At 54.5% G+C, this 24,197-nt stretch carries 27 protein-coding genes; 11 read left to right on the plus strand and 16 right to left on the minus strand.

Features of this window, described 5'->3' with window-relative positions; genetic code table 11:
- On the minus strand, positions 1–916 hold a 916-nt coding region (hrcA, locus tag QZ517_RS12790), incomplete at its 3' end, for a heat-inducible transcriptional repressor HrcA (protein WP_294227386.1).
- A gap of 116 nt (positions 917–1,032) precedes the next feature.
- Here hrcA and rph point away from each other — a divergent pair.
- The 4 genes from rph to QZ517_RS12810 are packed head-to-tail and all read left to right on the plus strand — an operon-like array spanning position 1,033 to position 3,858.
- Positions 1,033–1,746: a ribonuclease PH gene (gene rph, locus QZ517_RS12795; RefSeq protein ID WP_294227390.1), complete on the plus strand. Its 714-nt coding sequence runs from the start codon at positions 1,033–1,035 to the stop codon at positions 1,744–1,746.
- Positions 1,743–2,354 carry an RdgB/HAM1 family non-canonical purine NTP pyrophosphatase gene (gene rdgB / locus QZ517_RS12800; protein ID WP_294227392.1) on the plus strand — a complete coding sequence of 204 codons (612 nt, stop codon included), beginning with the start codon at positions 1,743–1,745 and terminating at the stop codon, positions 2,352–2,354. Before rph ends, rdgB begins: the two co-directional genes overlap by 4 nt.
- Positions 2,347–3,504, plus strand: coding sequence for a radical SAM family heme chaperone HemW (gene hemW / locus QZ517_RS12805; protein WP_294227394.1), 1,158 nt, complete (start codon positions 2,347–2,349; stop codon positions 3,502–3,504). Before rdgB ends, hemW begins: the two co-directional genes overlap by 8 nt.
- On the plus strand, positions 3,505–3,858 hold the full coding sequence (locus QZ517_RS12810) for a YbaN family protein (RefSeq protein ID WP_294227396.1): 354 nt from the start codon (positions 3,505–3,507) through the stop codon (positions 3,856–3,858).
- On the opposite strand, the gene QZ517_RS12815 is transcribed toward QZ517_RS12810, so the two are convergent.
- The 7 genes from QZ517_RS12815 to QZ517_RS12845 all read right to left on the minus strand — a co-directional run bounded on the left by QZ517_RS12815 (position 3,848) and on the right by QZ517_RS12845 (position 11,220).
- The gene (locus QZ517_RS12815) at positions 3,848–4,741 is read right to left on the minus strand and encodes a ParB/RepB/Spo0J family partition protein (protein ID WP_294227398.1); all 894 of its coding nucleotides are present in this window, start codon (positions 4,739–4,741) and stop codon (positions 3,848–3,850) included. The two genes, QZ517_RS12810 and QZ517_RS12815, sit on opposite strands and share 11 nt — an antisense overlap.
- Positions 4,742–4,753: 12 nt before the next feature.
- Positions 4,754–5,563 (minus strand): ParA family protein, encoded by an 810-nt coding sequence (locus QZ517_RS12820; protein ID WP_294227400.1) that lies wholly within the window; start codon positions 5,561–5,563, stop codon positions 4,754–4,756.
- Positions 5,541–6,179, minus strand: coding sequence for a 16S rRNA (guanine(527)-N(7))-methyltransferase RsmG (gene rsmG, locus QZ517_RS12825; protein ID WP_294227402.1), 639 nt, complete (start codon positions 6,177–6,179; stop codon positions 5,541–5,543). The genes QZ517_RS12820 and rsmG overlap by 23 nt, the downstream gene beginning before the upstream one ends.
- Positions 6,179–8,041, minus strand: a complete 1,863-nt coding sequence (gene mnmG / locus QZ517_RS12830; RefSeq protein ID WP_294227403.1) for a tRNA uridine-5-carboxymethylaminomethyl(34) synthesis enzyme MnmG — start codon at positions 8,039–8,041, stop codon at positions 6,179–6,181. Before mnmG ends, rsmG begins: the two co-directional genes overlap by 1 nt.
- Positions 8,042–8,064: 23 nt before the next feature.
- Positions 8,065–9,363: a tRNA uridine-5-carboxymethylaminomethyl(34) synthesis GTPase MnmE gene (gene mnmE / locus QZ517_RS12835; protein ID WP_294227405.1), complete on the minus strand. Its 1,299-nt coding sequence runs from the start codon at positions 9,361–9,363 to the stop codon at positions 8,065–8,067.
- Between the two features lie 10 nt (positions 9,364–9,373).
- Entirely contained in the window at positions 9,374–10,645 is a 1,272-nt protein-coding gene (rho, locus tag QZ517_RS12840; protein WP_294227407.1) for a transcription termination factor Rho, read from the minus strand.
- A 122-nt stretch (positions 10,646–10,767) separates the two neighbouring features.
- Complete coding sequence (locus QZ517_RS12845) at positions 10,768–11,220, minus strand: CopD family protein (RefSeq protein ID WP_294227409.1); 453 nt, start codon at positions 11,218–11,220, stop codon at positions 10,768–10,770.
- Between the two features lie 412 nt (positions 11,221–11,632).
- Between QZ517_RS12845 and QZ517_RS12850 the strand changes: the two genes are divergently transcribed.
- The 4 genes from QZ517_RS12850 to dnaQ are packed head-to-tail and all read left to right on the plus strand — an operon-like array spanning position 11,633 to position 14,379.
- Positions 11,633–12,232, plus strand: a complete 600-nt coding sequence (locus QZ517_RS12850) for a Maf family protein (protein ID WP_294227411.1) — start codon at positions 11,633–11,635, stop codon at positions 12,230–12,232.
- On the plus strand, positions 12,229–13,062 hold the full coding sequence (locus QZ517_RS12855) for a shikimate dehydrogenase (protein WP_294227413.1): 834 nt from the start codon (positions 12,229–12,231) through the stop codon (positions 13,060–13,062). The genes QZ517_RS12850 and QZ517_RS12855 overlap by 4 nt, the downstream gene beginning before the upstream one ends.
- Positions 13,059–13,652 (plus strand): dephospho-CoA kinase, encoded by a 594-nt coding sequence (gene coaE, locus QZ517_RS12860; RefSeq protein ID WP_294227415.1) that lies wholly within the window; start codon positions 13,059–13,061, stop codon positions 13,650–13,652. The genes QZ517_RS12855 and coaE overlap by 4 nt, the downstream gene beginning before the upstream one ends.
- Complete coding sequence (gene dnaQ, locus QZ517_RS12865; RefSeq protein ID WP_294227417.1) at positions 13,645–14,379, plus strand: DNA polymerase III subunit epsilon; 735 nt, start codon at positions 13,645–13,647, stop codon at positions 14,377–14,379. Before coaE ends, dnaQ begins: the two co-directional genes overlap by 8 nt.
- Before the next feature lie 57 nt (positions 14,380–14,436).
- On the opposite strand, the gene secB is transcribed toward dnaQ, so the two are convergent.
- Positions 14,437–14,922 (minus strand): protein-export chaperone SecB, encoded by a 486-nt coding sequence (gene secB, locus QZ517_RS12870; protein WP_294227418.1) that lies wholly within the window; start codon positions 14,920–14,922, stop codon positions 14,437–14,439.
- 53 nt (positions 14,923–14,975) lie between these two features.
- Positions 14,976–15,518 (minus strand): FxsA family protein, encoded by a 543-nt coding sequence (locus QZ517_RS12875; protein WP_294227420.1) that lies wholly within the window; start codon positions 15,516–15,518, stop codon positions 14,976–14,978.
- A gap of 104 nt (positions 15,519–15,622) precedes the next feature.
- On the opposite strand from QZ517_RS12875, the gene QZ517_RS12880 reads away from it, so the two are divergent.
- From QZ517_RS12880 to QZ517_RS12890, 3 genes are read left to right on the plus strand one after another with little or no spacing between them, the layout of a single operon-like run.
- Positions 15,623–16,282, plus strand: coding sequence for a Tim44/TimA family putative adaptor protein (locus QZ517_RS12880; protein WP_294227422.1), 660 nt, complete (start codon positions 15,623–15,625; stop codon positions 16,280–16,282).
- Positions 16,279–17,316, plus strand: coding sequence for an MltA domain-containing protein (locus tag QZ517_RS12885; RefSeq protein ID WP_294227424.1), 1,038 nt, complete (start codon positions 16,279–16,281; stop codon positions 17,314–17,316). The genes QZ517_RS12880 and QZ517_RS12885 overlap by 4 nt, the downstream gene beginning before the upstream one ends.
- Entirely contained in the window at positions 17,313–17,900 is a 588-nt protein-coding gene (locus QZ517_RS12890; protein ID WP_294227427.1) for a Smr/MutS family protein, read from the plus strand. Before QZ517_RS12885 ends, QZ517_RS12890 begins: the two co-directional genes overlap by 4 nt.
- Here the strand turns inward: QZ517_RS12890 and QZ517_RS12895 are convergent.
- The 6 genes from QZ517_RS12895 to hslV form a co-directional block, all read right to left on the minus strand.
- On the minus strand, positions 17,889–19,109 hold the full coding sequence (locus tag QZ517_RS12895) for an MFS transporter (protein WP_294227429.1): 1,221 nt from the start codon (positions 19,107–19,109) through the stop codon (positions 17,889–17,891). The genes QZ517_RS12890 and QZ517_RS12895 overlap by 12 nt on opposite strands.
- Entirely contained in the window at positions 19,106–20,122 is a 1,017-nt protein-coding gene (locus tag QZ517_RS12900) for an alpha/beta fold hydrolase (protein WP_294227432.1), read from the minus strand. Before QZ517_RS12900 ends, QZ517_RS12895 begins: the two co-directional genes overlap by 4 nt.
- A gap of 151 nt (positions 20,123–20,273) precedes the next feature.
- Entirely contained in the window at positions 20,274–21,584 is a 1,311-nt protein-coding gene (hslU, locus tag QZ517_RS12905; RefSeq protein ID WP_294227434.1) for an ATP-dependent protease ATPase subunit HslU, read from the minus strand.
- Between the two features lie 12 nt (positions 21,585–21,596).
- Positions 21,597–22,661: a hypothetical protein gene (locus QZ517_RS12910; RefSeq protein ID WP_294227436.1), complete on the minus strand. Its 1,065-nt coding sequence runs from the start codon at positions 22,659–22,661 to the stop codon at positions 21,597–21,599.
- Between the two features lie 17 nt (positions 22,662–22,678).
- The gene (locus QZ517_RS12915) at positions 22,679–23,713 is read right to left on the minus strand and encodes an aldo/keto reductase (RefSeq protein WP_294227438.1); all 1,035 of its coding nucleotides are present in this window, start codon (positions 23,711–23,713) and stop codon (positions 22,679–22,681) included.
- Positions 23,710–24,197 (minus strand): ATP-dependent protease subunit HslV (gene hslV, locus QZ517_RS12920; RefSeq protein ID WP_294227440.1); only part of this gene is annotated, 488 nt, incomplete at its 5' end. The genes hslV and QZ517_RS12915, both read right to left, overlap by 4 nt.

Genomic DNA, 24,197 nt, shown 5'->3' on the forward strand with positions numbered 1-24,197 from the left:
AAGAGGAACCCGAAAGTGAAAAAAGTTTGTTCTCAGAGCCAATAAAAATGCGCACGCCGTCGCCCTGCTCCGCCAATTCAAGGAAATCAGCAATGTCTCGTTTACGTTCCAAGTCGTCAAACAACGTACGGATGCGTTCGAGGTCTTGCTCTTCCTCGTCGGTGCCCAACAGATTCGAACGGCCGCGCACAATCAACCTTTCCTGCTGTTCACCTTCATTTGCCCAAAGCGCGAGTCCGTTTTCCACCATATCAGCCGCCAGGCTGTCGATTTCCTGACGCCGCTTTTTGATCTCCTCTTGAACCGCATTGCCCAACTCACTCAATGTACGGCCTTCGGCGACAGCGTTGAGGAAGTTGGCGGCCTCTCGCATGGAGCTGGGTGTTTGTCCCGGAGGTGGCGTGAACAGGCGGTTTTCCACATGGCCATCCGCAAACACAAGCACCACCAAGGCGCGTTCGGCACCAAGGCTGACAAACTCAATATGTTTGATCGGGGCCTCGTGTTTTGGGGCAAGCACAAGCGAGGCGCCCTGTGTAACACCCGACAAAGCCGTGGACACGCGATCCAGCATGTTGCCCACATCTGCGCCCGTGTCCCCCAGCGTGGCATCAATTTTTTGACGATCACCTTGGTCAAGGTCGCCGACTTCCAACAAGCCATCCACAAACATCCGCAGGCCCTGCTGTGTGGGAATGCGGCCAGCGGACACATGCGGGCTGTCTAGCAAGCCCAGATACTCCAAATCTTGCATCACATTGCGGATTGTCGCCGCGCTGACCTTTTCAGATAGCGAGCGCGTTAAGGTACGTGACCCCACCGGATCACCGGTCTCCAAATAGCCTTCAACCACGCGGCGGAACACCTCGCGGCTGCGGTCATTCATTTCTTCGAGAATTTTGCTGCTGTCTGTCATTCGCCCGTGCCTTTGTGTCTCCAATAAAATAGCCTCAAAGGCAAAGGTCAATCGGGGTTGCGTCCAACCTTATCCCGCGGTTATCCCCAGCCCAAACCTAACAAAGGATATTTATCATGCGCCCCTCTGGCCGTCAGCTTAATGAAATGCGTGAAGTCTCGATTGAAACCAATGTGACCAAACATGCCGAAGGCTCTTGTTTGATCAAGATGGGCGACACTCATGTGCTGTGCACGGCGTCGCTGGAAGCCCGTGTGCCGCCATTTATCAAAGGGTCCGGCTTGGGCTGGGTGACTGCGGAATATGGCATGCTGCCACGCTCGACCTCTTCGCGCATGCGCCGTGAGGCCACTGCGGGCAAACAAGGCGGTCGCACCGTGGAAATCCAGCGCCTGATTGGCCGTTCCTTGCGCGCAGGTGTTGATCGTGTGGCACTGGGTGAGCGTCAGATCACTGTCGACTGTGATGTGATCCAAGCGGACGGTGGCACACGCTGTGCATCAATCACCGGTGGCTGGGTGGCGCTGCGATTGGCTGTGAACAAGTTGATGAAGGCCGGTGACGTAACAACTGATCCGCTGGTTTCTCCCGTTTCTGCAGTGTCTTGCGGGATTTATGCTGGCCAGCCGGTGCTCGATCTGGATTACCCGGAAGACAGCGAAGCTGGCGTAGACGGCAACTTCATCATGTTGGCCAACGGCCAGATGATCGAAACACAGATGTCTGCGGAAGGCTCCACCTATTCGCGCGCCCAGATGAATGAACTGCTGGATCTGGCGGAAAAAGGTGTATCTGAGCTGGTCGCTGCGCAATTGGCAGCCGTGGCATGATCCGTAAGTTTGAGGGCGACCAGCTTCTGGTCGCCACCCACAACGCGGGCAAACTGGCCGAGATCACCGAGATCTTGGCACCGCACGGGGTGTCGGTGGTTGGCGCTGGCGACATGGATTTGCCGGAACCTGACGAAACCGAAGACAGCTTTGTCGGCAACGCGCGTATCAAGGCGCACGCAGCAGCGAAAGCCACGGGCCTGCCAGCCTTGTCTGATGACAGTGGCATCACCATCGATGCACTGGATGGTGCGCCTGGCGTTTACACAGCGGATTGGGCAGAGACCGGCAATGGACGAGATTTTATGAAAGCCATGACCCGCGCCAATGACGAAATCACCGCCAAGGGGCCGAATGCGCCGCGCTCTGCACAGTTCCGCTGCACGTTGGTACTGGCCTGGCCTGACGGACACGACGAGGTTTTTGAAGGCGTTATGCCCGGTGACTTGGTCTGGCCCATTCGCGGTGAAGGCGGATTCGGCTACGATCCTATGTTTATGCCGGACGGATATGACGTGACTTGTGCAGAAATGCCCAAAGATCAAAAGAACCAGATCAGCCACCGCGGCCGCGCGCTGCAAGCTTTTGTGGCAGGCTGTTTTGGCTGAGGATTGGCAAAATGGCGGCTTTGGCCTCTATATCCATTGGCCGTTTTGTCAGGCCAAATGCCCCTATTGCGATTTCAACAGCCATGTGAGCCGTGAAATTGATCAATTTCGCTGGCTTAGAGCCTATTTGAGCGAGTTGGATCGTGTTGCTGCAGAGACTTCCGGCCGAGTTCTGAACACGGTTTTCTTTGGCGGCGGCACCCCCAGTTTGATGGATCCCGAGGTGGTTTCGGCCATTCTGGAACGGGTGCGCAGGCTTTGGCCCACGTCCAATGATATGGAAGTCACGCTTGAGGCAAACCCTGGATCAGTCGATGCAGGCCGATTTGTTGCCTATCGGGATGGGGGCGTGAACCGGATTTCCATGGGTATTCAAGCGCTCAATGATCGTGATTTGCAACGTCTCGGCCGTATTCATTCGGTAGATGAAGCCAGAAAAGCATTTGAAATTGCGCGAAAAACCTTTGATCGGGTGAGTTTTGATTTGATCTACGCCCGACAAGATCAAACGCTTGAAGACTGGCAATCAGAACTGCGCGAAGCGCTTTCCATGGCCATTGACCATCTGTCGCTCTACCAGCTGACCGTTGAACAAGGCACCGCCTTTGGGGATCGCTACAACCGTGGCAAATTACGTGGCTTGCCGGAAGATGATCTTGCTGCCGACATGTATGAGGTCACCCAGGATATTTGCGCCGACGCCGGTATGCTGCCCTACGAAGTCTCAAATTACGCAGCAATAGGCTCTGAATCTCGTCACAATCAGATCTATTGGCGCTACGGAGATTATGCCGGGATTGGTCCAGGCGCACATGCCCGGTTGACACTCAACGGACAGCGGCACGCCATTGAGAACTGGCGCAATCCAACCAAATGGCTGGAGGCTTCAGAAGCTGGAAATGGAGAAAACCTGCGGGAAGTGGTGTCCCAAGAAGGTCAAGCAACAGAACTGTTGTTGATGGGGTTACGATTGAGCGAAGGTGTTGACCTCATGCGGTACGAGGCACTGGCCGGGAAGCCAATTCAGGGCAGACGTGTTGAGACTTTGCGTGATATTGGCATGATTGAAATCGAGAAATCCCGATTGCGCGTCTTGCCACAAGGGCGGATGGTGCTTAACTCGGTTTTAGCAGAACTGTTGGTGGACTAGATGCGCGTGCTTTGGCTGATCTGTGGACTAACCTGTGTTGCGCTGGCGTTGATTGGCGTTGTGTTGCCGCTACTTCCAACTGTGCCCTTCCTATTGCTCGCCGCATTTTGCTTTGCCCGATCTTCTGAACGGCTACACAGTTGGCTTCTGTCTCACAAAACCTTCGGCCCAATGATCGAAGATTGGAACAGCAACGGTGCCATCCGTCTTTCGGCAAAAAGGGCAGCAACTCTGTCCATTGTTGGTGTTTTTGGAATTTCACTGCTGGTTGGCGTCAAAACCACCGTAATTGTCATTCAAATGGTGGTTTTGAGCGCGGTACTTTTTTTCATCTGGACTCGGCCTAATTCGTAACAGACAGAATCCGACACAACTCATCTAGATCATCAAGCGTTTGATAACTAATGATTATTTTCCCATTCTCACCACCGGATACGTGATCCACAGAAACTTTCATGCCTAAATTGGCCGAAAGATCACCTTCTAGCGCAACTGTGTCGGCGTCTTTATGGGTCTTTGGGCGTGGTTTTCGATTTTGCTCAACGAGAGAGCCCGTTTTTTTAGCCAGTTTTTCAGTCTGGCGCACCGACAATCCGTCCTTCACCACCTTGCGCGCCAAATCGGATGCGTTCGGTGTGGTCACCAAAGCACGCGCATGACCGGCCGACAATTGCCCCTCACGCAACATTGCTTGCACATCATCCGGCAGAGTAAGTAGCCGCATCAAGTTTGCGATATGGCTCCGGCTTTTGCCAAGCGCCCCAGAAACCTTCTCTTGCGTGTGGCCGAACTTTTGCATCAGCTGGCGGTAACCCATCGCCTCTTCAACTGGGTTCAGGTCGGCACGTTGAATGTTCTCAATGATCGCAATTTCCAACACTTCCGTGTCGTCATAATCACGTACAAGGACGGGCAACTCGTGCAGTTGCGCCATTTGAGAGGCGCGCCAGCGACGTTCACCCGCGACAATTTCATACCGATCGCCCGGCTTCTTCCGCACGATGAGAGGCTGGATGACTCCCTTTTCGCGAATGGAATTGGCAAGGTCATCTAGCTGCTCCGGCGTAAAGTCTCGGCGTGGCTGGTCCGGATTCGGTTCAATGCGCTCAATCGGGACCACCAGATCTGCGCGGCGAGCTGTGGTGCCCGTGTCTGGACGGCTTGCATCTTCTGTGACATCTGCCATGAGAGCGCTGAGACCACGGCCCAAGCCACGCTGTTTTTTCTTTTCTGCCATTGTGGGCCTCCCTTAAGCGGCGATTTTGAGATTTTTGGCGAGCAGTTCCTTGGCCAGGGCGCGATAGGCTTCCGCCCCTTTGGACGTTGAATCGTAGTCAAGGACAGCCTGCGCAAACGACGGTGCTTCAGACACCCGGACATTGCGTGGAATTTTGGTCTCAAACACCAGGTCACCAAGGTTATCACGCGCGTCTTGTTCTACCTGTTGAGACAGGTTGTTGCGCGCATCAAACATTGTGAGGACAATACCCTCGATGCGGAGACCAGCATTTGCAGTTTGGCGCACTTCGCGCACTGTCAGCATGAGTTGAGACAGGCCTTCCAACGCAAAAAACTCGCTTTGCAGCGGGATAAGCACGGAATGCGCCGCGATCATCGCATTCACTGTCAACAGGTTCAACGACGGTGGGCAGTCGATCAGGATGTAGTCCAGATCGTATTTGTCCATCGCCGTTTGACGCAGGGCGTCATGCAACAGAAAGCTGCGCTTTTCATTGGACATCAACTCGATGTCCGCCGAACTAAGATCAACAGTTGCCGGAACAATTGAGATATTTTGGGAGTCTGTGGTTTGGATCACGTCTTCCAGCTCAACATCACCGGTCAAAAGGTCATATGTCGTGTGAGTGCGGTCTTCAACATCCACACCTAGACCAGTGGAGGCGTTCCCCTGAGGATCCAGGTCCACCAAAAGAACCTTGTAACCTTCTTCTGCCAAGGCAGCGGCAAGGTTGATTGTTGTTGTAGTTTTGCCCACGCCACCTTTTTGGTTGGCCACTGCGATGATTTTTGGCCCTTCAGGGCGTGTGGGATCCGACACGTTTGAGCTCTCCGATCTTCAGAATGACCGCTTCTGGGTCCGTGATACTTTTTACCACTTCGCAATCAAATGACCACGATTTCTGTGCGGAACGCAGTTCTTTTTCCCACCTTGCGCCTTTGGGGAACACTGCTGTTCCTGTCGTTCGCAAGTGGCGCTCAGTAAAGTCAAAAAGAAGAGAGAGGTCAGCCAAAGCCCGCGCAGAAAGCACGTCGGCGTTTTGAACCGTGGCCTTCTCAATACGATCTGTGATGACAGTTGCCGATACACCCGTTTCACGCAGAACTGTGCGCAAAAATGCGCATTTTCTCTGGTCACTTTCGATCAGTGTGACCTTTTGTGGGGCTTCGGACTCACCGGTAGCTAACGCGATGACAAGGCCTGGGAACCCACCGCCACTGCCAATGTCAACCCAATGGTCGGCATTGGGTGGTGTGCAGCGCAATACCTGCACCGAATCCAATATGTGCCGGGTCCAGAGATCGTCAATTGTCGACTTTGACACCAAATTGATGCGTGGGTTCCATTTCACCAGAAGATCGGCAAGCGTTTCCAGCCGTGTCAATGTTTCACGTGAAACATTCAGGGTGTTTTTGATATGGTCTGGACAAGACATTAAGCAGATTTCGCCTTCTTTGCTTGACGCAACTTAGCCATCAAGAGCGTCAGTGCAGCCGGCGTCATACCATCAATACGACCCGCCTGCCCCAAATTAGAAGGCCGGACAGCATTGAGCTTGGTTTTGAGTTCGTTGCTCAGACCTTCGATACCATCAAAATCAAACCCAGATGGTATGATTTGCGTCTCGTCACGGCGCATCGCTTCTACATCACGCTTTTGACGCTCAATGTAGTTCGCATAAAGCGCATCGCGCTCCAATTGTTCCTGTATTTCTGGCTGAACTGCTCCAAGGCGCTCATCAAGCGCTATAAGATCCGAAAACCCAACCTCCGGAAATGACAAAACTTGAAAAGCCGTGCGCCGATTTCCATCTTGGGTCACCGCGATTCCGGCGGCGTTCACTTCCTTGGGTGTATAGCCTTTGCCTTCAAGCAGAGACTTTCCGGCAACAAGCTGATCCAACTTGGCACCGAAAGCAGCCTTACGCGCTTCGCCAACTAAGCCGAGCTGCGTCGCAATTGGCGTGAGACGCTGATCTGCGTTATCCGCACGCAATGACAGCCGGAACTCAGCCCGAGAGGTGAACATGCGGTAAGGTTCCGTCACGCCCCGAGTTATCAGGTCATCAACCATCACACCAATATAGCTGTCTGACCGGCTGAAATGGTGCGGGTCTTTGCCCTGGGCAGACAAGGCGGCGTTTAAACCAGCAACCAGACCCTGTGCAGCCGCCTCCTCATAGCCCGTGGTGCCATTGATTTGCCCTGCGAGATATAGACCTGGAACGCCTTTGACGCCTAACTCTGCGTTTAGGGCACGCGGGTCTACATAGTCGTATTCTATGGCATAGCCGGGCTGAAGAATTTCAACCTCTTCCAGCCCATACATGGACCGGACGTAAGCCTCCTGAACATCAACCGGCAGGGAAGTGGAAATACCGTTGGGATACACAGTGTCATCGTCCAATCCCTCCGGCTCCAAAAAGACCTGGTGTGAGTCCTTGTCGGCGAAACGCACAATCTTATCTTCGATCGACGGACAATAGCGTGGCCCAACCCCGTCAATATGGCCGCCATACATCGCAGAACGGGTTAGGTTGTCGCGAATGATGTCATGTGTTTTGGCGTTTGTATGTGTGATACCACAAGCGACCTGACGGGCAGCAGGCTTCTTGTTCAAGAAAGAGAACATGACCGGGGCGTCGTCACCCGGTTGGCTGTCGAGCAAATCCCACTTGATGGTCTTACCGTTTAACCGCGGCGGTGTACCTGTTTTGAGGCGGCCTAGGGGGAGGTCAAAGCTGTCGATGCGTTCTGCCAGTTTGACCGAAGCATTGTCGCCCATACGGCCGCCGGAATGTGAGACGTCTCCGATATGGATCACACCTCGCAGGAAGGTGCCTGTGGTCAATACAACCGCATGTGCCGCGATTTCAGAGCCATCCGCAAGGACAACGCCACGAACGGCCTGCCCTTCCATGCGGAAATCAGTGGCCTCGCCTTCTACAATTGTTAGGTTTGGTGTGGCTTCAATCTCTGCCAGCATTTCTGTACGATAGATTTTTCGGTCAGATTGAGCACGTGGTCCTTGGACGGCGGGGCCTTTGCGGCGGTTCAAAAGTCGGAATTGGATACCAGCCTTGTCCGCAATGCGGCCCATAACCCCATCTAGCGCGTCCACTTCACGCACCAGATGGCCTTTACCCAACCCGCCAATTGCTGGGTTGCAAGACATGACGCCGATGCCGGATTTTTTCAGTGTAACAAGAGCTGTGGTCACGCCCATCCGGGCAGATGCCGCTGCGGCGTCCGCGCCGGCGTGTCCACCTCCAACCACAATGACATCAAAATGTTTCACGTGAAACACTCCTCAAATTTGAATCACTTTCCGATGCAAAAGCTCGAAAAGATTTCGTCCAGCAGGTTCTCTACATCGACATGGCCAACAATGGAATCAAGGGCTCGAATCGCGGTGCGCAATTCTTCTGCGCCTATATCATAGTGATCTGGCCCTGAGACGAGAACCGCGCGAGCCGCATCTAAAGATTCCGATGCCCGCTTCATTGCAATCCTGTGACGTTCCCGCGTGGCAACTCCAGACCGTCCGGCCTGCTCAGAGAGCTTTTCTGTAATCTCCGAGACCAGTTCAGACACACCAAATCCGGTTTTGCCCGAAATGGCGTTGTGCGGATCGTCCAAGGTGTCCGCTTTGGATGAACGGATCACATCATCAAGCGAAGGCGCAAAGTCTGGCTCCTCCCCTTCAGACTTCAGAATGACCCGTAGATCAGCCGCCCCCGCTCTTTCGCGGGCTCGTTGAATACCAATACCTTCGACATGGTCATCGGTTTCCCGAAGGCCAGCCGTGTCCAGCAAGGTCACTGGCAACCCATTTAGCTCCATGCGTACTTCGATCACGTCGCGTGTGGTGCCAGCATATTCTGATGTAATAGCCGCTTCACGACCAGCAAGCGCGTTGAGAAGAGTAGATTTCCCCACATTTGGTGCACCGAGGATGGCAACTTCAAAACCCGTCCGAATGCGCTCCGCGGTTTCGACACCTGCAATTTCTTTATCGAGCTCAGCGCGTACACCCAGCAAAAGCTCTGTCACCTCCGGCGTCACATCAACCGGGACATCTTCGTCCGCAAAATCAATGGTGGCTTCGATCAAAGCCGCAGCGCGAATGAGATCAGTGCGCCATTTTCCTGCAAGATTGCCAAGATCACCAGAGAGAACACGCAAGGCTTGCCGTCTTTGCGCTTCTGTTTCCGCATCAATCAGATCCGCAAGGCCTTCTACCTGGGCCAAATCAAGACAGCCATTTTCCAAAGCGCGACGGGTAAACTCGCCTGCTTCCGCCAGACGAAGCCCGTCCATTTCGGAAAGCTCGCGTAAAACCGCGTTCACTACAGCGGTGGAGCCATGCAGGTGCAGCTCAAGCACCTCTTCACCAGTAAAGCTGCTGCCCTTTTCGAAATAGAGCACCAAAGCCTGATCCAGGCGGCGGCCGTCGTGATCCTTCAGAAGTTTAAGCGCAGCAAAACGCGGTTTTGGAAGCGCGCCAAAAAGCGCCCTACCCGCTTCGCCAACCCGCGTACCGGACACACGAACGACAGCGACCCCCGCTTTACCGGGGGCCGTTGCTAGAGCGAAAATTGTGTCAGCCACATAGGCCATCACGCATCCTTTAGGTGTTCATCGAGTCAAAGAAATCGCCATTGCTCTTGGTCTGTTTGAGTTTGCCAATCAGGAACTCAACGGCGTCGGTGGTGCCCATCGGGTTAAGGATACGGCGCAACACAAAGGTTTTCGCCAAGTCACCCTTGTCGACAAGCAATTCTTCTTTCCGAGTCCCAGATTTGAGAATGTCGATCGCAGGGAAGACACGTTTGTCCGCCACTTTGCGATCCAGCACAATCTCGCTGTTACCGGTGCCTTTGAATTCTTCGAAGATCACCTCGTCCATGCGCGAGCCAGTGTCGATCAGCGCCGTAGAGATAATCGTGAGCGAGCCACCTTCTTCGATGTTACGGGCGGCACCAAAGAAACGCTTGGGACGCTGTAGTGCATTTGCATCCACACCACCGGTCAAAACTTTACCGGAGGATGGCACCACAGTGTTGAAGGCACGACCAAGTCTTGTGATTGAATCCAGAAGGATCACAACATCTCGTTTATGCTCCACCAAGCGCTTGGCTTTTTCGATTACCATTTCGGAAACAGCGACGTGGCGTGTGGCCGGTTCGTCAAAGGTCGAAGAAACAACTTCGCCTTTCACGTTGCGCTGCATGTCGGTCACCTCTTCGGGACGTTCATCAATCAGCAAAACGATCAGATAACATTCGGGATGGTTGGCTTCGATGCTGTGCGCGATATTTTGCAACAGAACCGTTTTACCAGTCCGAGGCGGCGCAACGATCAGTGAACGCTGTCCCTTACCAATTGGCGCGACAAGGTCGATAATCCGAGCGGAACGATCTTTGATGGTGGGATCTTCGATCTCCATCTTCAGACGTTCGTCAGGATAGAGCGGTGTGAGGTTATCAAAGGCAATTTTGTGCTTTGCCTTCTCTGGGGCCTCAAAATTGATCTGAGACACGCCTGTGAGAGCAAAGTAGCGCTCTGTGTCCCCAGGGGCCGTCATAACCCCGTTCACGGTGTCACCAGTGCGCAGGGAGTACTTGCGGGTCATTTCCGGAGAGACGTAGATGTCATCGGGGCCCGGAAGATAATTGGCCTCTGGCGAACGCAGGAAGCCGAAGCCATCCTGAAGCACCTCAAGCACACCCTCGCCGGAGATTTCCCATCCGTCATCCGCGCGTTCACGCAGAATCTGGAACATCATCTCACCTTTACGCATGGTGGTGGCGTTTTCGATCTCCAACTCTTCGGCCATTGCCAAGAGATCTTTGGGGCTCTGAGCTTTTAGTTCGCCAAGAGAAAGCATTTCTTGTGTCATGAAAATTCCTGTGCTGCCCGAAATAGGGGCAGATCATGTATTCTGTCATTTGGAAGACACTTAACCCGGACGGGCCAGTTGGCGGCACTTCTACGCCACTTTCTTCGCCTGAGTCAAACGCTTCAGAATTTCACGACCACAGAGAGGACAATCAGAACCATCAAAACCGTTGGAACTTCGTTCATCATGCGGAATTGGCGGCCTGTGAGATTGTTTTCATCCCGGCCAAACTTCTTACGCATAATCATCAGCCAATGATCAAATACGGTCATACAGATTACACCAAAAGCTTTGGTGTACGGCCAAATTGCAGCAGACCAATCGACAACCCCAGGGGTGAACACCAGCGTAAGGCCTGCAATCCATGCCACAATGCTGGCCGGTGCCATGATGTAACGCTGCAGCTTGAATTCCATGATCTTCAGGGTCTCGTCGAGCTGATCGCCCGTCGTTGCCCGCTCTGCGTGATACACGAACAATCTGGGGAGATAGAACAGGCCTGCCATCCAGCTGATCACTGCCATGATGTGCAAGGAAAGCACGTATGGGTAAATATCAACGAGAAAGTAGCCCATGCCGGTAAGATCCTTGTGCTTGCCCGACACTCTTAAATAAATAAATATATATAGAAAAGGATGATGATTAAGTAGGGATGTCTCTTCCTGTGGATTATCAATTTTCCCCAGCACTTACCCACATATGGATAGACTACTTGGAAGAGTCACACAGGTTGGTGAGAAAGCAAAAAGACATTAATGTTTTCAGAGGCTTGATGTCAATTTGACATTGGCATGACTGTGGAAAACAACGTGGAGAAACAGGTATTCAGGTGATTCCTCCCACAGGCAAAGTTTTCCCCGTCCACCGTGCAGAAAATCGGGGGATTTCCGTGGGACTGGGGCGAGTTTCCCCAGCTTGCAAAACGCCACAGAAGTTTCCAGAAAGGACTCTCAAGATGTTCCTTCCTTTCTCCACGGATTTATCCACATGACCGCACCCTTGATCCTTGCATCAGGCTCCGAGATACGGGCTCAACTCCTATTTAACGCCAATGTTGGTTACGAAACCGTTAAGCCACGTGTTGATGAGGAGATGATCAAGCGATCTTTGCAAGCTGAGGGTGCTACTCCGCGGGACGTAGCGGATGCTTTGGCAGAGGCGAAGGCGCGTAAGGTGAGCTTGAAGCGGCCAGAAGCGTTGGTTTTGGGCTGTGATCAGGTGTTGGATTTTCAAGGTACGATCTTTTCAAAGCCAGACAGCGTGGAGGACGCACGCAATCAGTTGCTGTTGCTGCGCGGGCAGCGTCATATGTTGTTGTCTGCCTCAGTGATCTATCAGAATGGCGAGCCGCTCTGGCGCCATGTGGGAGTTGTGCGCCTGTTCATGCGGCAATTCAGCAACGACTTCCTTGAGGGCTACCTGGATCGCAACTTTGACAGCATCCGGCATTCGGTTGGCGGGTATAAGCTAGAAGAAGAAGGCGTGCGCCTGTTTGACAAGATCGACGGGGATTATTTCACCGTTCTCGGGATGCCGCTTGTAGAAATTCTGTCGTTCTTAACGACACGGGGAGAACTGCCACAATGACATTGCCGTCCATTCCTTTGGCGGGTGTGATCGGGAACCCGATTGCGCACTCAAAATCACCGGTCCTGCACGGGCATTGGCTGAAGACTTATGATATCGCCGGACATTATGTGCCGCTTGAAGTCGAGGCAGATGCGTTGGGTGGCGTCCTAAAAGCCATGCCAAAGATGGGGTTTGTCGGCTGCAATGTCACGATCCCGCATAAAGAGCGCGTGATGCAGTTTGTCGATCAGATCACCGATCGCGCAACGCTGATTGGGGCGGTCAATACGCTTATTTTTCTCAATGATGGCAGCATCTTGGGCGACAATACCGATGGGTATGGGTTTATCGAAAACCTGCGGCAGGGCGCGCCAGAATGGGATGCATCAGTCGGACCAGCCGTTGTATTGGGCGCAGGTGGCGCTGCACGGGCGGTTGTTGCGTCACTTTTGGATGCGGGTGCGCCGGAGATATTGCTGACCAACCGGACTCGGGTGCGTGCGGACAAGCTGCGCGAAGACTTTGGCGCGCGGGTGAAGGTGGTTGAGTGGGTTCAGGCGGGCAATATTTTGGAAGAAGCGGCCACATTGGTGAACACCACGTCACTTGGCATGTCCGGAAAATCAGAGCTTCGCGTGCCGATGGATGGTGTGCGCAAGGAAACTGTGGTGACCGATTTGGTTTATACTCCACTGACCACAAATTTCCTACGGACCGCAAATGAAATTGGCTGCGTGACCGTGGATGGTTTGGGCATGCTGTTGCATCAAGCTGTGCCTGGGTTTGAGCGCTGGTTTGGGCGTCGGCCGGTGGTGGATGACGAAACACGTCGGGTTGTTTTGGGATGAGCTTTAAGCTGGGTTTGACTGGATCGATTGGCATGGGCAAATCGACCACAGCGCAGTTGTTTGTTGAGATGGGCTGCGGGCTTTGGGATGCTGATGCGGCGGTGCACCGGCTGTATGACGTCGGCGGTGCAGCGGTATCGCCCATGCAGACGATGTTTCCTGATGCAGTTGTTGATGGGGCAGTGTCGCGCGATGCGCTGAAAGAGGTGATCGGTCGGGATCCGTCAGCGCTCAAATCTATTGAAGAGATTGTCCACCCGTTGGTGGCGGAAGACCGTGCAGCGTTTATAGTTTCTGCCACATCTGACATTTTGGTTTTTGACATTCCTTTGCTGTTTGAAACCGGCGGAAACGTTGCCATGGACGCGGTTGTATGTGTCTCTATTCCAGCAGAAATGCAGAGAAAACGTGTTTTGGCACGGGGCACGATGAGTGAGGCGCAATTTGAGCAGATCCGATCAAAACAGATGCCAAACGACGAGAAAGTTTCCAAATCAGATTATGTTGTGATCACCGATACACTTGACCATGCACGTGTGCAGGTGGAGAAGATCGTGACCACCATCAGAGGACAGCTGGCGAATGCGTGAAATCGTGCTTGATACGGAAACCACCGGATTTGATCCGTTTTCTGGTGATCGAATTGTCGAAATTGGCGCGTTGGAACTATATAACCACCTGCCCACGGGGGAAACGTTTCACGTTTATATCAACCCACAGCGTGGGATGCCCGATGAGGCGTTTGGGGTGCATGGGATTGGACCGGATCTGCTGGACGTGCCCCGCGATGCGCAGCCTGGCGAAGTCACGCTGAAAGACAAAAAACTGTTTTCAGCGCATGGTCAGGCGTTTCTGGATTTTATTGGCCCCGATAGCAAGCTTGTCATACACAATGCCAAATTTGATATGAAGTTCCTGAATGCTGAGCTTGGCTGGATGAATTTGCCAGAGATCCCGATGGATCGGGCATTGGACACATTGGCGATAGCACGTAAGAAATTTCCCGGATCGCCAGCGACGTTGGACGCGTTGTGCCGTCGGTTTGGGATCGACAACGCGTCGCGTACGCTGCACGGCGCGCTGCTGGACTCCGAAATTCTGGCGGAAGTTTATCTGGAACTGATTGGCGGACGACAACCGGATTTGGTTTTGGCCTCTGGTGGCGGTGGGAAGTCAAAATCTGTGCAATCTGATGATTGGCGGCCAAGCAAGAGGACCACACCCCTACCCTCCCGCCTGACTGAGGAAGAGGCTGCGGCGCATGACGAGTTTGTGCAAAAGATGGGTGAAAATGCTCTTTGGACCAAACTGGGTTAGGCACAAAAAAAGGCGCCGCCTGATAAGGCAGCGCCTGAAATCTTAAGAGCGCATCGCTTAGTTTGCGACTGGCTGTTCTTCCTGTGCGCGACGCGCCAGTTCGGAGCGATACAGAGCAACAAAGTCGATGGTTTCGAGGTTCAGCGGTGGGAAACCACCGTCACGTGTGACATCGGAAACGATGCGGCGCACAAACGGGAACAGCATGCGTGGGCATTCGATCAGCAGGAACGGGTGCAGCTGGTCTTCTGGCACACCTTCAACGTGGAACACGCCAGCGTAGTCCAGCTCCAGAATGAACATCTCAGCGCCGTCTTCTTTGTTCTTGGCGGTGATGTTGAGCTTCATGGCCACTTCAAACTGATGATCGGCGTTGCGCTTTTTGGCATCCAAGTTGACCTGAACCTGAACGTCCGGCTGTGGGTTACCGGCAGAGCCTTTTTGAGCCAAGATGTTCTCGAACGACATGTCGCGCACGAATTGGGTCAGTACGTTCATTTTCAGCTGCGGCGCTTGTGCAGCACCGTTTTCGTTTTCCGCCATGGGAGTCTCCAAAATATTCGTTTGCCCTGCTTTAACAGGTCAAATTAGGTGTCTCAATGTTTAGTCCAACCGGATGGTTTATGCGTGTGATTTTTGGCGCTGTCCAGTTGCTGTGCCGCGCCGTTTTGGGCGGGATCAACCTCGGAAAATTCGCCATCAATCACGTCTGACTCAGCAGGATGATGACTGCGATTTCCTGGGCCGGTATGAAATGTCGCGGAATGAGTGCTTCCCATTGTGAAACCCTGGACGCGCACTCGACTGCGCGCAAAATTGAACATCATTTTGCGGAACGGCGGTGTGAGCAGGGCAAATCCCACAGCATCCGTGAAAAAGCCTGGTGTTAAAAGCAAAACGCCCGCGATGAGGATCATTGCGCCATGCGCCAAGGGCTCTGTCGGATCGTTCAATTCATTGAAAGATTTTTGCACATTTCCGATGGCCGCAAGGCCCTGAGAACGGACCAAATGCGTGCCAAGGATGGCGGTGAGTAAGACAATGGCGAGTGTCGGCCAAAGGCCAATTGCGCCACCAACGCTGATGAACAGGGCAATTTCGACCATGGGGATCGCAACAAAGACCAACAAGAGCCACATCTTAGCTTTACTCCAATGCTTCTTTTGGCGAGGTGGACTTGACCCCGCCCGTGACTTACATAAGTGCGATAGAACAGTGTTTCCATGCCCAACATGAGGTTCAAATGAACTCCTCCCTAATTCAACTTCTGGTTCTTGCCGGTATTGCCGTGTTTCTGATCTTGCGTTTGCGCAATGTTTTGGGGACTCGAGAGGGATACGAAGAGCCTCGTCAAGAGGGTGCGTCGACTGCACGTCGCAAAGGCCCGGACCTCGAAGTGATCGAAGGTGGACCGGATCAAGACATTCTGGATCATGCCGAAGAAGGCAGCGTAACCGCTCTTGCGCTTGCAAAAATGAAGTCCATGGACCCGCAATTTGGTGTGAGTGATTTCCTCGGCGGTGCGCGCGGCGCCTATGAGATGATCTTGATGGCATTTGAAAAAGGCGATCTTGGTGAAATCAAGAATTTTCTGGGCGACGAAGTTTATGAAAGCTTTGCGCAGGTTGTAGAAATGCGTGCCGACAAAGGGTTGACCGTTGAGAGTGAGTTCATTGGCGTACGTGAAATGACGTTGCAAGCGGCGCATTTTGATGAGACCACCAAAGAAGGTGAGATCACCGTGCGTTACGTTGGCGAGCTGACACATGTTGTGCGCGACAACGGCGGCGACATTGTTGAGGGCAACGAAAGCCAGGTTAAGCGGCAAAAGGATGTTTGGACCTTTGCCCGCGCGATGGGATCAAACGATCCAAACTGGCAGCTTGTTGCCACGGGCGAATGATCCAGGCGTTTCGGGCGGCGCTGGCCGCGGTCTTTGTTTTGGCCGGAGGGGCTGCCATGTCCGAAACACATATGAAGATTCTGTCTTTTGAAGACCTTGACGGGTGGGCCGCGGATGATCACGAGGCCGCCCGCCAAGTGTTTCTAAACACTTGCAATGACTTTGATGCACCGGATTGGCAGACGCTTTGTGCGGCGGCCACCGGCATTGAAGATGCGCGCAAATTTTTTGAACTGCTGTTTCGGCCGGTGCTGATTGAGGAAGCCGAAAAAAGCGCGCTGTTTACTGGATACTTCGAGCCTGAATTGGACGGGTCACTGACGCCAAGTGGCCGCTATCGCTTTCCTATTTATCGTTTGCCGACTGAGGCCCGAGACGGAAAGTGGATCTCGCGGCGAGAAATAGAAACCACCGGCGCACTTCAGGGGCGTGGTTTGGAAATTGCCTGGGTGGATGACTCCGTTGAGTTGTTTTTCCTGCAAATTCAGGGATCCGGGCGCATTCGCCTGCCAAACGGCTCTTACATTCGCGTGGGTTACGGCGGCGCCAATGGGCATAAGTATCGGTCCATTGGGGCAGAGTTGGTGCGGCGCGGTGTCTACAACGCGCACCAAGTCAGCGCGCAGGTCATCAAGAATTGGGTAAACCGCAATCCGGTGGATGGCGCTGAGCTACTGCGTCACAACGACAGCTTTGTGTTCTTTCGCGAAGTGAGCCGCGTGCCGGCGCACAAAGGTCCGCTTGGAGCGATGAACCGGTCGATTACGGCGATGCGGTCGGTGGCGGTTGATCCGAAGTTCACCCCATTGGGGGCGCCAGTGTGGGTTGAGAAAGACGGCGCTGGGCCACTGCGCCGGTTGATGATTGCCCAGGACACCGGGTCCGCGATCAAAGGCGCGCAACGGGCAGATATTTTCTTTGGCACCGGAGACGCGGCGGGCAAGGCGGCGGGTACGCTCAAGGATCCGGGACGTATGGTGGTGCTGCTGCCGATTCAGCGGGCATATGCGATGTTGCCGGAGTCGGTTCTGTGACACGGCGGAAATTGAGTGAAGATGAAGTCACCCTCTGGCGGAAGGTGGCGGATACAGCTGAGCGGTTGCATCCTGGAGCCAACCCCCACGAGCTGCCTAAGCCCAAGCCAAAACCGACCAAGAAACCACGTCCGCATTTGACCCCTGCCCTACCAAGTTTTGAGGTTGGGTCAAAGGCGCCTGTGGGTCGATCTGGCCATGACCTGATGGGCAGCGTGTCGGATCGGGTGGCACGGCAGCCAGTGCAAATGGATAAGAAAGCCTTCGGGCGAATGAAGCGCGGGAAGCTGAAACCGGAAGGCAAAATTGACCTGCATGGAATGACCGCGGATCAGGCCCATGGGGCATTGACCGGGTTTATTATGCGCGCTCATGGTGAAGGCAAGCGGCTGGTACTGGTGATTACGGGCAAAGGTAAAACCAGGCGTGATGAGGGACCGATCCCAACTCGCCGTGGGGTGTTGAAACATCAAGTGCCGCAGTGGTTTGCGCTGCCACCTTTGAAAGCGTGTATTCTCCAGGTGGCCGAGGCGCATATTCGGCATGGTGGAACCGGGGCGTACTACGTCTATTTACGTCGCTAAGGCCCGTCGGGCGCGCGCAAATGGGATAACCAAGACAGCGCTGGCAAAGGCAAAACAGACGGCAAAGGCGGCCAGCTGAGTTTCGTACGGTACACCGTTGTCGATCATCCAACCTGAAAGACCCGGCCCAAGTGCAGATCCCAGGACTGCGAAGGCCGCTACGGTGGCTTTGATCGCGCCAAGATGCTTTGTGCCAAAGAACTCTGACCATACTGAAGCTGGCAATGTTGCTTGTCCTCCGCCTGCCAAGCCCATGAGCACCACGCCAAGCGCAACCCATCCCACCGACGGGGCCAATGCGTGGAGAGCGAAAGCGGCCACCAAAGGCAGGAGATAGAACGGCATCAAGCGGGACGCGCCAAGACGGTCGATCAGCCAGCCAAACGTCAATGTGGATAGGGCGAAGGACAGGGTTCCCAATGGGAAGACAGACACAAGAGCGAGATGCGACCAGCCTTTGATTTCCGCGAAATAGGTCTGTTGAAAGAAAAATACGGTGGAGAACGCGGGAAAGGTCATCATTGCAGGGATTGCTGAAAGAAAAACAGGGTGGCGAATGGCCTCCCAGCGGGTCCAGGATCGGCCACGCATGCCAAGTGTCGTGGTGTCGGTTGCGATGAATTGCGGGTCACGTTCCTGACGCAGCAGTGCGTAGATCGCCGGGGCCATCAGGAGACAGAAACACGCGGCTGCCACCCAGATGAGATGCCAGTCAATTCTTCCTTTCAGCCAGACCACAGTGATCGGCATTATAGCCTCTGCCACCATAAAACCCATGGTGGCGAAAGCCAAAGCGCGACCTCGAGAGGCGGCAAACCAGCGCGCCATGGCAACGGCGGAGATATGCGGCAGCATGCCTTGTGCGGTGAAACGCAGCGCAAGAATGACAAAGGGCAAAGCCCAGACCCATGTCAAAAATGACAAAGCAAGGCACGCGCAGGCCAAACAAATCAACATAATAGGACCAAGGATGCGCACCCTGATATGATCTGCTAACGTGCCCGCCCACAGCATGACCAACGCTGAGGTGCCGGTGCCCAGCATATAGATTGTGCCCCATTGGCTATGGGACAGATCAAATTGTGTACGGATGTCGGAAGCAAAAGTGCCAATAAAGAAGGTTTGTCCAAAACAGGACAGAAACATCAACATCGCGCCCGGCAAAAGGTAGCGGCCGTTTTGCCGGAGGAATGCTTTGGTGGAAATCATGATCCGCCTGAAGGGCCGGAGACTTGAATGGCAATGGCCTCGTTGGACACGCGTACCCGTTCGGCCTGTCGCAACAGGAAGTTGGGGTCATCCGGTGCCAGCAGCTCTTCGAAATTACGTGCATCCCTAAGTAGGGAAATCAGGGCCGGGCTTTCGGCAAAGGTCATATGGTTGCTGCTGTTGCTTTCCGAGAACTCGGACACATCAAACACAATAACCGGCAGGTCCGCCAAAACATCTGGGTTGGTAAGCTGGCCCAAGCGCTGAGAAGAGCGGTTGATGCGGCTGGACAGGCGCAGGGCGTTGTCTTCGGTCGAGGTCAAAATCACGGTGGATTTGGGCAGCGACTTTACGGGTTCCAAGTTGCGCAGAAAGAGGTCGACGGGCATGTCCGGGGAAATCAACGCCAGAGCACCGATGTTGCGCGCTGTCCAACCGGGTTCTTTGAGTTCAATCTGCCGTAGTGTTTCGGTGATCAGAAACGTACCAAGGGAATGGCCAACCAGTAAAAGGCGGTCAGATTTTGATTTGGTGAGGGCACGCAGGGTGCGTTCCAGATCGTCCCGTGAATATAGGGCACTTTCGCGGTCATGGGCGTACCCCAAGGGGCTGCCGGCGCTGGTCCAGCCAAAATTCACCACGGTACCGGGCATATCAAAATCGTTCTGAAGTTGGGCAATGCGGAACAGGCTGTCTTGATAGGTGTTGTAGAACCCGTGCACAAAGACCGTGACTTCGCGATCCTGGCGACGCGTGCCTGACAGGCTACCAGACACTGCTCTTGCAAAATCGGGCAAGGTTGGAATGAGGGTTTCTTTGGCAATGACGAAGTGTTTCTGCGGGTCAGGTCGTGCGTGAAACTGTGGCGCATCACCCGTAACGTGGTTCGGTGGGATAGAAACTGTTGTGTCCAGAAATGTCATCTCAGAATTGCGTGTGGCTGCGAGGTAGCCGTCTTCGTTGCGCTTTCGGTTGGTGACAACAAAGATCTGGCGTGTGTTTGTGGAGCTCATCGCTTCGGGCTGAATTGGAGCGCTGATACGGTCAGCGCAAGCGGATACAAACACACAAGTGAGTATGACAATAAGACTGCGCACAAAAAATCCCGGCAAAACTGAATTGCCGGGACTATGCCGAGGATAGGGAAAAGCTGCTAGGGGGAAATCAGAGCACGTAGCGGCTGACGTCCATGGATTTGGACAGTTCCCCTAGATTGGTCTCCACAAAGGCTGCATCGACTGTGATTTCGTCGCCGGAGCGGTCTGGGGCAGTGAAGCTTAGCTCCTCAAAGACGCGTTCCATCACGGTGTAAAGACGGCGCGCGCCGATGTTTTCAATGGACTGGTTCACGTCTGCTGCAATTTTGGCCAAGGCCGCGATGCCATCTTCGGTGAAGGTGACAACGACCTCTTCGGTGCCCATCAGCGCTGTGTACTGGCGCGTCAGGGCATTATCGGTTTCGGTGAGGATGCGCACAAAATCTTCTTCTGTCAGAGCGCGCAACTCCACGCGGATTGGCAGGCGGCCTTGCAGTTCTGGCAAGAGGTCAGAAGGCTTGGCGATGTGGAATGCGCCCGACGCGATGAACAAGATATGGTCAGTTTTTACAGGGCCGTGTTTGGTGGAGACGGTGGTGCCTTCGATCAAGGGCAGCAGATCACGTTGCACACCTTCGCGAGAGACGTCTCCGCCGCGGGCTTCCTGGCGGGCGCAGACTTTGTCGATCTCGTCCAAGAACACGATACCGTTTTGCTCCACTGATTGAAGCGCAGCGGCATTAACGGTCTCATCGTCCAAAAGTTTGTCAGCTTCGTCGGAGATCAACACTTGATAGCTCTCAGAAACGGTCATGCGTTTCTTGGTGGTGCGACCGCCCATGGCTTTGCCAAAGATATCGCCGAGGTTCATCATACCCATCTGACCGCTGGGCTGACCAGGTACGTCAAACATTCCACCCAACGGGTTGGAGCTGTCGGCAACCTCAAGTTCAATTATCGTATCATCCAGCAGGCCGTCTTTGAGTTTCTTGCGGAACATCTCACGCGTGGCTTCGCGGGCATCTGTGCCGGCAATGGCTTCGATCACACGCTCTTCGGCGGCGGCATGGGCTTTGACCTTCACGTCTTCACGCATGTGTTCGCGGGTTTGAATGATGGCGGCGTCGACAAGATCTCGGACGATTTGCTCAACATCACGGCCAACATAGCCAACTTCGGTGAATTTGGTGGCCTCAACCTTAATAAACGGCGCGCGGGCGAGTTTGGCCAAGCGACGGGAAATCTCGGTTTTGCCCACACCGGTGGGGCCAATCATTAGGATATTCTTCGGGTAAACTTCATCGCGAATGTCATCAGCCAGCTGTTTGCGGCGCCAGCGGTTGCGTAGAGCCACGGCGACGGCCCGCTTGGCGTCATTCTGACCAATGATAAACCGGTCGAGTTCAGAAACAATTTCACGAGGGGTGAGATCAGTCATAGGGCTGTCCAATCAGTGAGAAGGCGGCAGGCGGTGCAGTGGCAAGATGCCAGTAAGGGGCGCGAGAAGGGCCGCACGGAAGCGGGACCAGAAGGCGCCGAGCACCACCAGAAAGATGCCGAGGAAGAGAATGGTGAAAGCCGCGCCTTCACCGTCAAAAACAATGCTTGCGAGCGCGACGGTGTAGCCGATGGCCGCTATCAAGAAGGAGCGACGGTCGATGATGATGGCGATGGCGGCAAAGCCAAGCAGGAATAGCATGAGGGCCATGTGAGCGCGGTTTCCGCCTGCTTCCAGCAGGGTGAGGGCCACCGTGTTGATCAGCGCAGGTGCGGCGACAACGTGTAGCCAGAAACCTTGCGCGCTGCGACGTGTGACGCGATGTGGGTCAGACATGTCAAAGAACATGGCGACGGCAAACACGGCGATGCCTACGCCTAAAGTGATGAAGGCAAATGGACCACCTGCGGAGAGCAGAAACAGGTTTTTTGGACTGGTTGGGGTGCCGGACTGGTTGGCGCCAACCATCAGCGCGATACCAAAAACACCCAAGGCAATGAGCGCCATGGCAAACGGTACGCGGAAGCGCAGCCAATAGATCAGCATAGCCAAGGTGGTGAGCGCAAGCGGCAGCGGCAGGCTTGAGAAGTCTTCCTGCGCAAGCATAAAGGGCTGCGCGAAATAGGCGGTGATGCCGGAACCGGCGTTGATGGCCCAAAGAACGGACAAGGCGATGGCCGGGGCAACCATACGACGGCGGCGGATGAAGTACTCGGAAAGCAGCCAAATGACACCGGCGGAAATGGCGGTCATGCTGACAATTTTGGCTTTGTAATTTACAATCTCAGTGGCCATAGCGATGCCGTTCACCGCGGCCCAGCCGCTGGCGAGGATCAACAGGCCAACCACAATGAAAATCTCGTTGAACCCTTTGAACAGCTCAAACGGTTCGTCGCCAATGGCGAGCTCTTCGCGGGCGCCACGGCGGCTGTCCGCTAACGCAGCAAGTGACGCAGCTTGCGTTTCATTGAGCAGGCCGGAGCCCACTGCGGCGCGAAGGTCATCTTTGTTAATCATGGCGTCAGGGTCTCTCGTTACGCGAGCACTTTGGCAAACAACTCGTCTTTCATCATGTCGTCAAACCACTCGGGGTACCGACGGCCCGGGGCAGCGGCGGCGTCCAGTGCGGCCATTTCCTTGTCGCTTAACACGATATTGGCGGCTGCGATGCCGGTTTCAAGTTGACTGAGTTTGGAGGCGCCGATGATGACGGTGTGGTCGCGTCGTTTGTTTAGAATCCAAGCCTGCGCGATTTGGGCAGGTGTCGCGTTATGCGATTCGGCCGCAGCTGTCAGCGCGGTGATCGCTGCCTGAGCCTGCTCTTTGGAGACTTGCAGGAAGTCGCCCTCGGCCAAACGCCCGTCGCTGTCTTCCAGCTTGGTGAGATCATATTTGCCGGTCAGCAAGCCACCCGCCAACGGCGACCAGGCCATCAGACCAAGGCCAAGCTCTGCGCCCATGCGCAGGATGTCCATTTCAATATCGCGGCTCACAGCGTTGTAGAGATACTGCTCGGCCACAAATTGGCTCATGTTGTTGTCGCGCTGGAATTGCACCGCCTGTGCAACCTTCCACGCAGGCCAGTTGGAGATGCCGATGTGGCGCACCTTGCCTGCGTCGATCACGGCTTGCAGGGTTGCCAAGGTTTCTTCCATCGGCGTGCTAAAATCGGTCTTGTGCAGCACCAGAAGATCGATCCAGTCGGTGTCGAGCCGTTTGAGGCAGCCATCTACGGATGACAGAATATGCCCCCGCGACAGACCTGCATCTGTGACGCGATCGCTTTGACGGAAGCCCAGTTTGGTGCAGATCACGGCGTCGTTGCGTTTGCCCTTGAGTGTTTTGCCAAGGATATCTTCGGCTTCGCCGTTGGAATAGCCATCTGCCGCGTCAAAAAAGTTGATGCCGCCGTCAAGCGCCACATCAACCATGCGCTGAGCATCGTTAAGGCCAACTTTGGCAACACCGGGGATCCAGTCAGAGCCATGGGTGAAGGTCATGGTACCTAGCGCCAGGCGAGACACCACGAGGCCGGAGTTGCCCATGCGGGTGTAGGTCATGTCACTCATTGCTTGATGGTCTCCACCGTCAAGTTGCCGTTGGTGTAGACGCAAATGTCACTGGCGATGGCCATGGCTTTGCGGGCAACCTCTTCGGCAGAGAGGTCGGTGTCCATCAGGGCGCGGCCTGCGGCCAGTGCATAGTTGCCACCCGAGCCAATGGCGGTGACGTCATGTTCAGGCTCGAGCACGTCCCCTGCCCCAGTGATCACAAAGATGTCGGTGCCGTCAGAAACAATCAGCATGGCTTCGAGCTTTTGCAGGTATTTGTCCGTGCGCCAGTCTTTGGCCAGTTCCACAGAGGCACGGGCCAGTTGGCCTGGGGTGGCTTCAAGCTTGGCTTCCAGACGCTCTAGAAGCGTAAAGGCGTCAGCAGTGGAGCCAGCAAAGCCGGCAACGATGTCATATCCGCCCGGGCTCAAACGACGCACTTTGCGCGCGGTGCCTTTGATCACGGTTTGGCCCAGGGAGACCTGACCATCTCCAGCAATTA

This window comes from uncultured Shimia sp., from assembly GCF_913054185.1.
Taxonomy (GTDB): Bacteria; Pseudomonadota; Alphaproteobacteria; order Rhodobacterales; family Rhodobacteraceae; genus Shimia.

Excerpts from the sequence above, each read along its gene's own strand:
- rph (WP_294227390.1), top strand. The coding sequence starts at position 1,033 with ATGCGCCCCTCTGGCCGTCAGCTTAATGAAATGCGTGAAGTCTCGATT.
- rsmG (WP_294227402.1), bottom strand. The coding sequence starts at position 6,179 with ATGTCTTGTCCAGACCATATCAAAAACACCCTGAATGTTTCACGTGAA.
- QZ517_RS12910 (WP_294227436.1), bottom strand. The coding sequence starts at position 22,661 with ATGATTAACAAAGATGACCTTCGCGCCGCAGTGGGCTCCGGCCTGCTC.
- hslU (WP_294227434.1), bottom strand. The coding sequence starts at position 21,584 with ATGACTGATCTCACCCCTCGTGAAATTGTTTCTGAACTCGACCGGTTT.
- QZ517_RS12880 (WP_294227422.1), top strand. The coding sequence starts at position 15,623 with ATGAACTCCTCCCTAATTCAACTTCTGGTTCTTGCCGGTATTGCCGTG.
- QZ517_RS12895 (WP_294227429.1), bottom strand. The coding sequence starts at position 19,109 with ATGATTTCCACCAAAGCATTCCTCCGGCAAAACGGCCGCTACCTTTTG.
- QZ517_RS12855 (WP_294227413.1), top strand. The coding sequence starts at position 12,229 with ATGACATTGCCGTCCATTCCTTTGGCGGGTGTGATCGGGAACCCGATT.
- QZ517_RS12810 (WP_294227396.1), top strand. The coding sequence starts at position 3,505 with ATGCGCGTGCTTTGGCTGATCTGTGGACTAACCTGTGTTGCGCTGGCG.
- dnaQ (WP_294227417.1), top strand. The coding sequence starts at position 13,645 with ATGCGTGAAATCGTGCTTGATACGGAAACCACCGGATTTGATCCGTTT.
- coaE (WP_294227415.1), top strand. The coding sequence starts at position 13,059 with ATGAGCTTTAAGCTGGGTTTGACTGGATCGATTGGCATGGGCAAATCG.
- QZ517_RS12875 (WP_294227420.1), bottom strand. The coding sequence starts at position 15,518 with ATGTGGCTCTTGTTGGTCTTTGTTGCGATCCCCATGGTCGAAATTGCC.
- rdgB (WP_294227392.1), top strand. The coding sequence starts at position 1,743 with ATGATCCGTAAGTTTGAGGGCGACCAGCTTCTGGTCGCCACCCACAAC.
- QZ517_RS12900 (WP_294227432.1), bottom strand. The coding sequence starts at position 20,122 with ATGAGCTCCACAAACACACGCCAGATCTTTGTTGTCACCAACCGAAAG.
- QZ517_RS12915 (WP_294227438.1), bottom strand. The coding sequence starts at position 23,713 with ATGAGTGACATGACCTACACCCGCATGGGCAACTCCGGCCTCGTGGTG.
- QZ517_RS12850 (WP_294227411.1), top strand. The coding sequence starts at position 11,633 with ATGACCGCACCCTTGATCCTTGCATCAGGCTCCGAGATACGGGCTCAA.
- secB (WP_294227418.1), bottom strand. The coding sequence starts at position 14,922 with ATGGCGGAAAACGAAAACGGTGCTGCACAAGCGCCGCAGCTGAAAATG.
- mnmE (WP_294227405.1), bottom strand. The coding sequence starts at position 9,363 with ATGGCCTATGTGGCTGACACAATTTTCGCTCTAGCAACGGCCCCCGGT.
- QZ517_RS12845 (WP_294227409.1), bottom strand. The coding sequence starts at position 11,220 with ATGGGCTACTTTCTCGTTGATATTTACCCATACGTGCTTTCCTTGCAC.
- QZ517_RS12885 (WP_294227424.1), top strand. The coding sequence starts at position 16,279 with ATGATCCAGGCGTTTCGGGCGGCGCTGGCCGCGGTCTTTGTTTTGGCC.
- rho (WP_294227407.1), bottom strand. The coding sequence starts at position 10,645 with ATGACACAAGAAATGCTTTCTCTTGGCGAACTAAAAGCTCAGAGCCCC.
- QZ517_RS12815 (WP_294227398.1), bottom strand. The coding sequence starts at position 4,741 with ATGGCAGAAAAGAAAAAACAGCGTGGCTTGGGCCGTGGTCTCAGCGCT.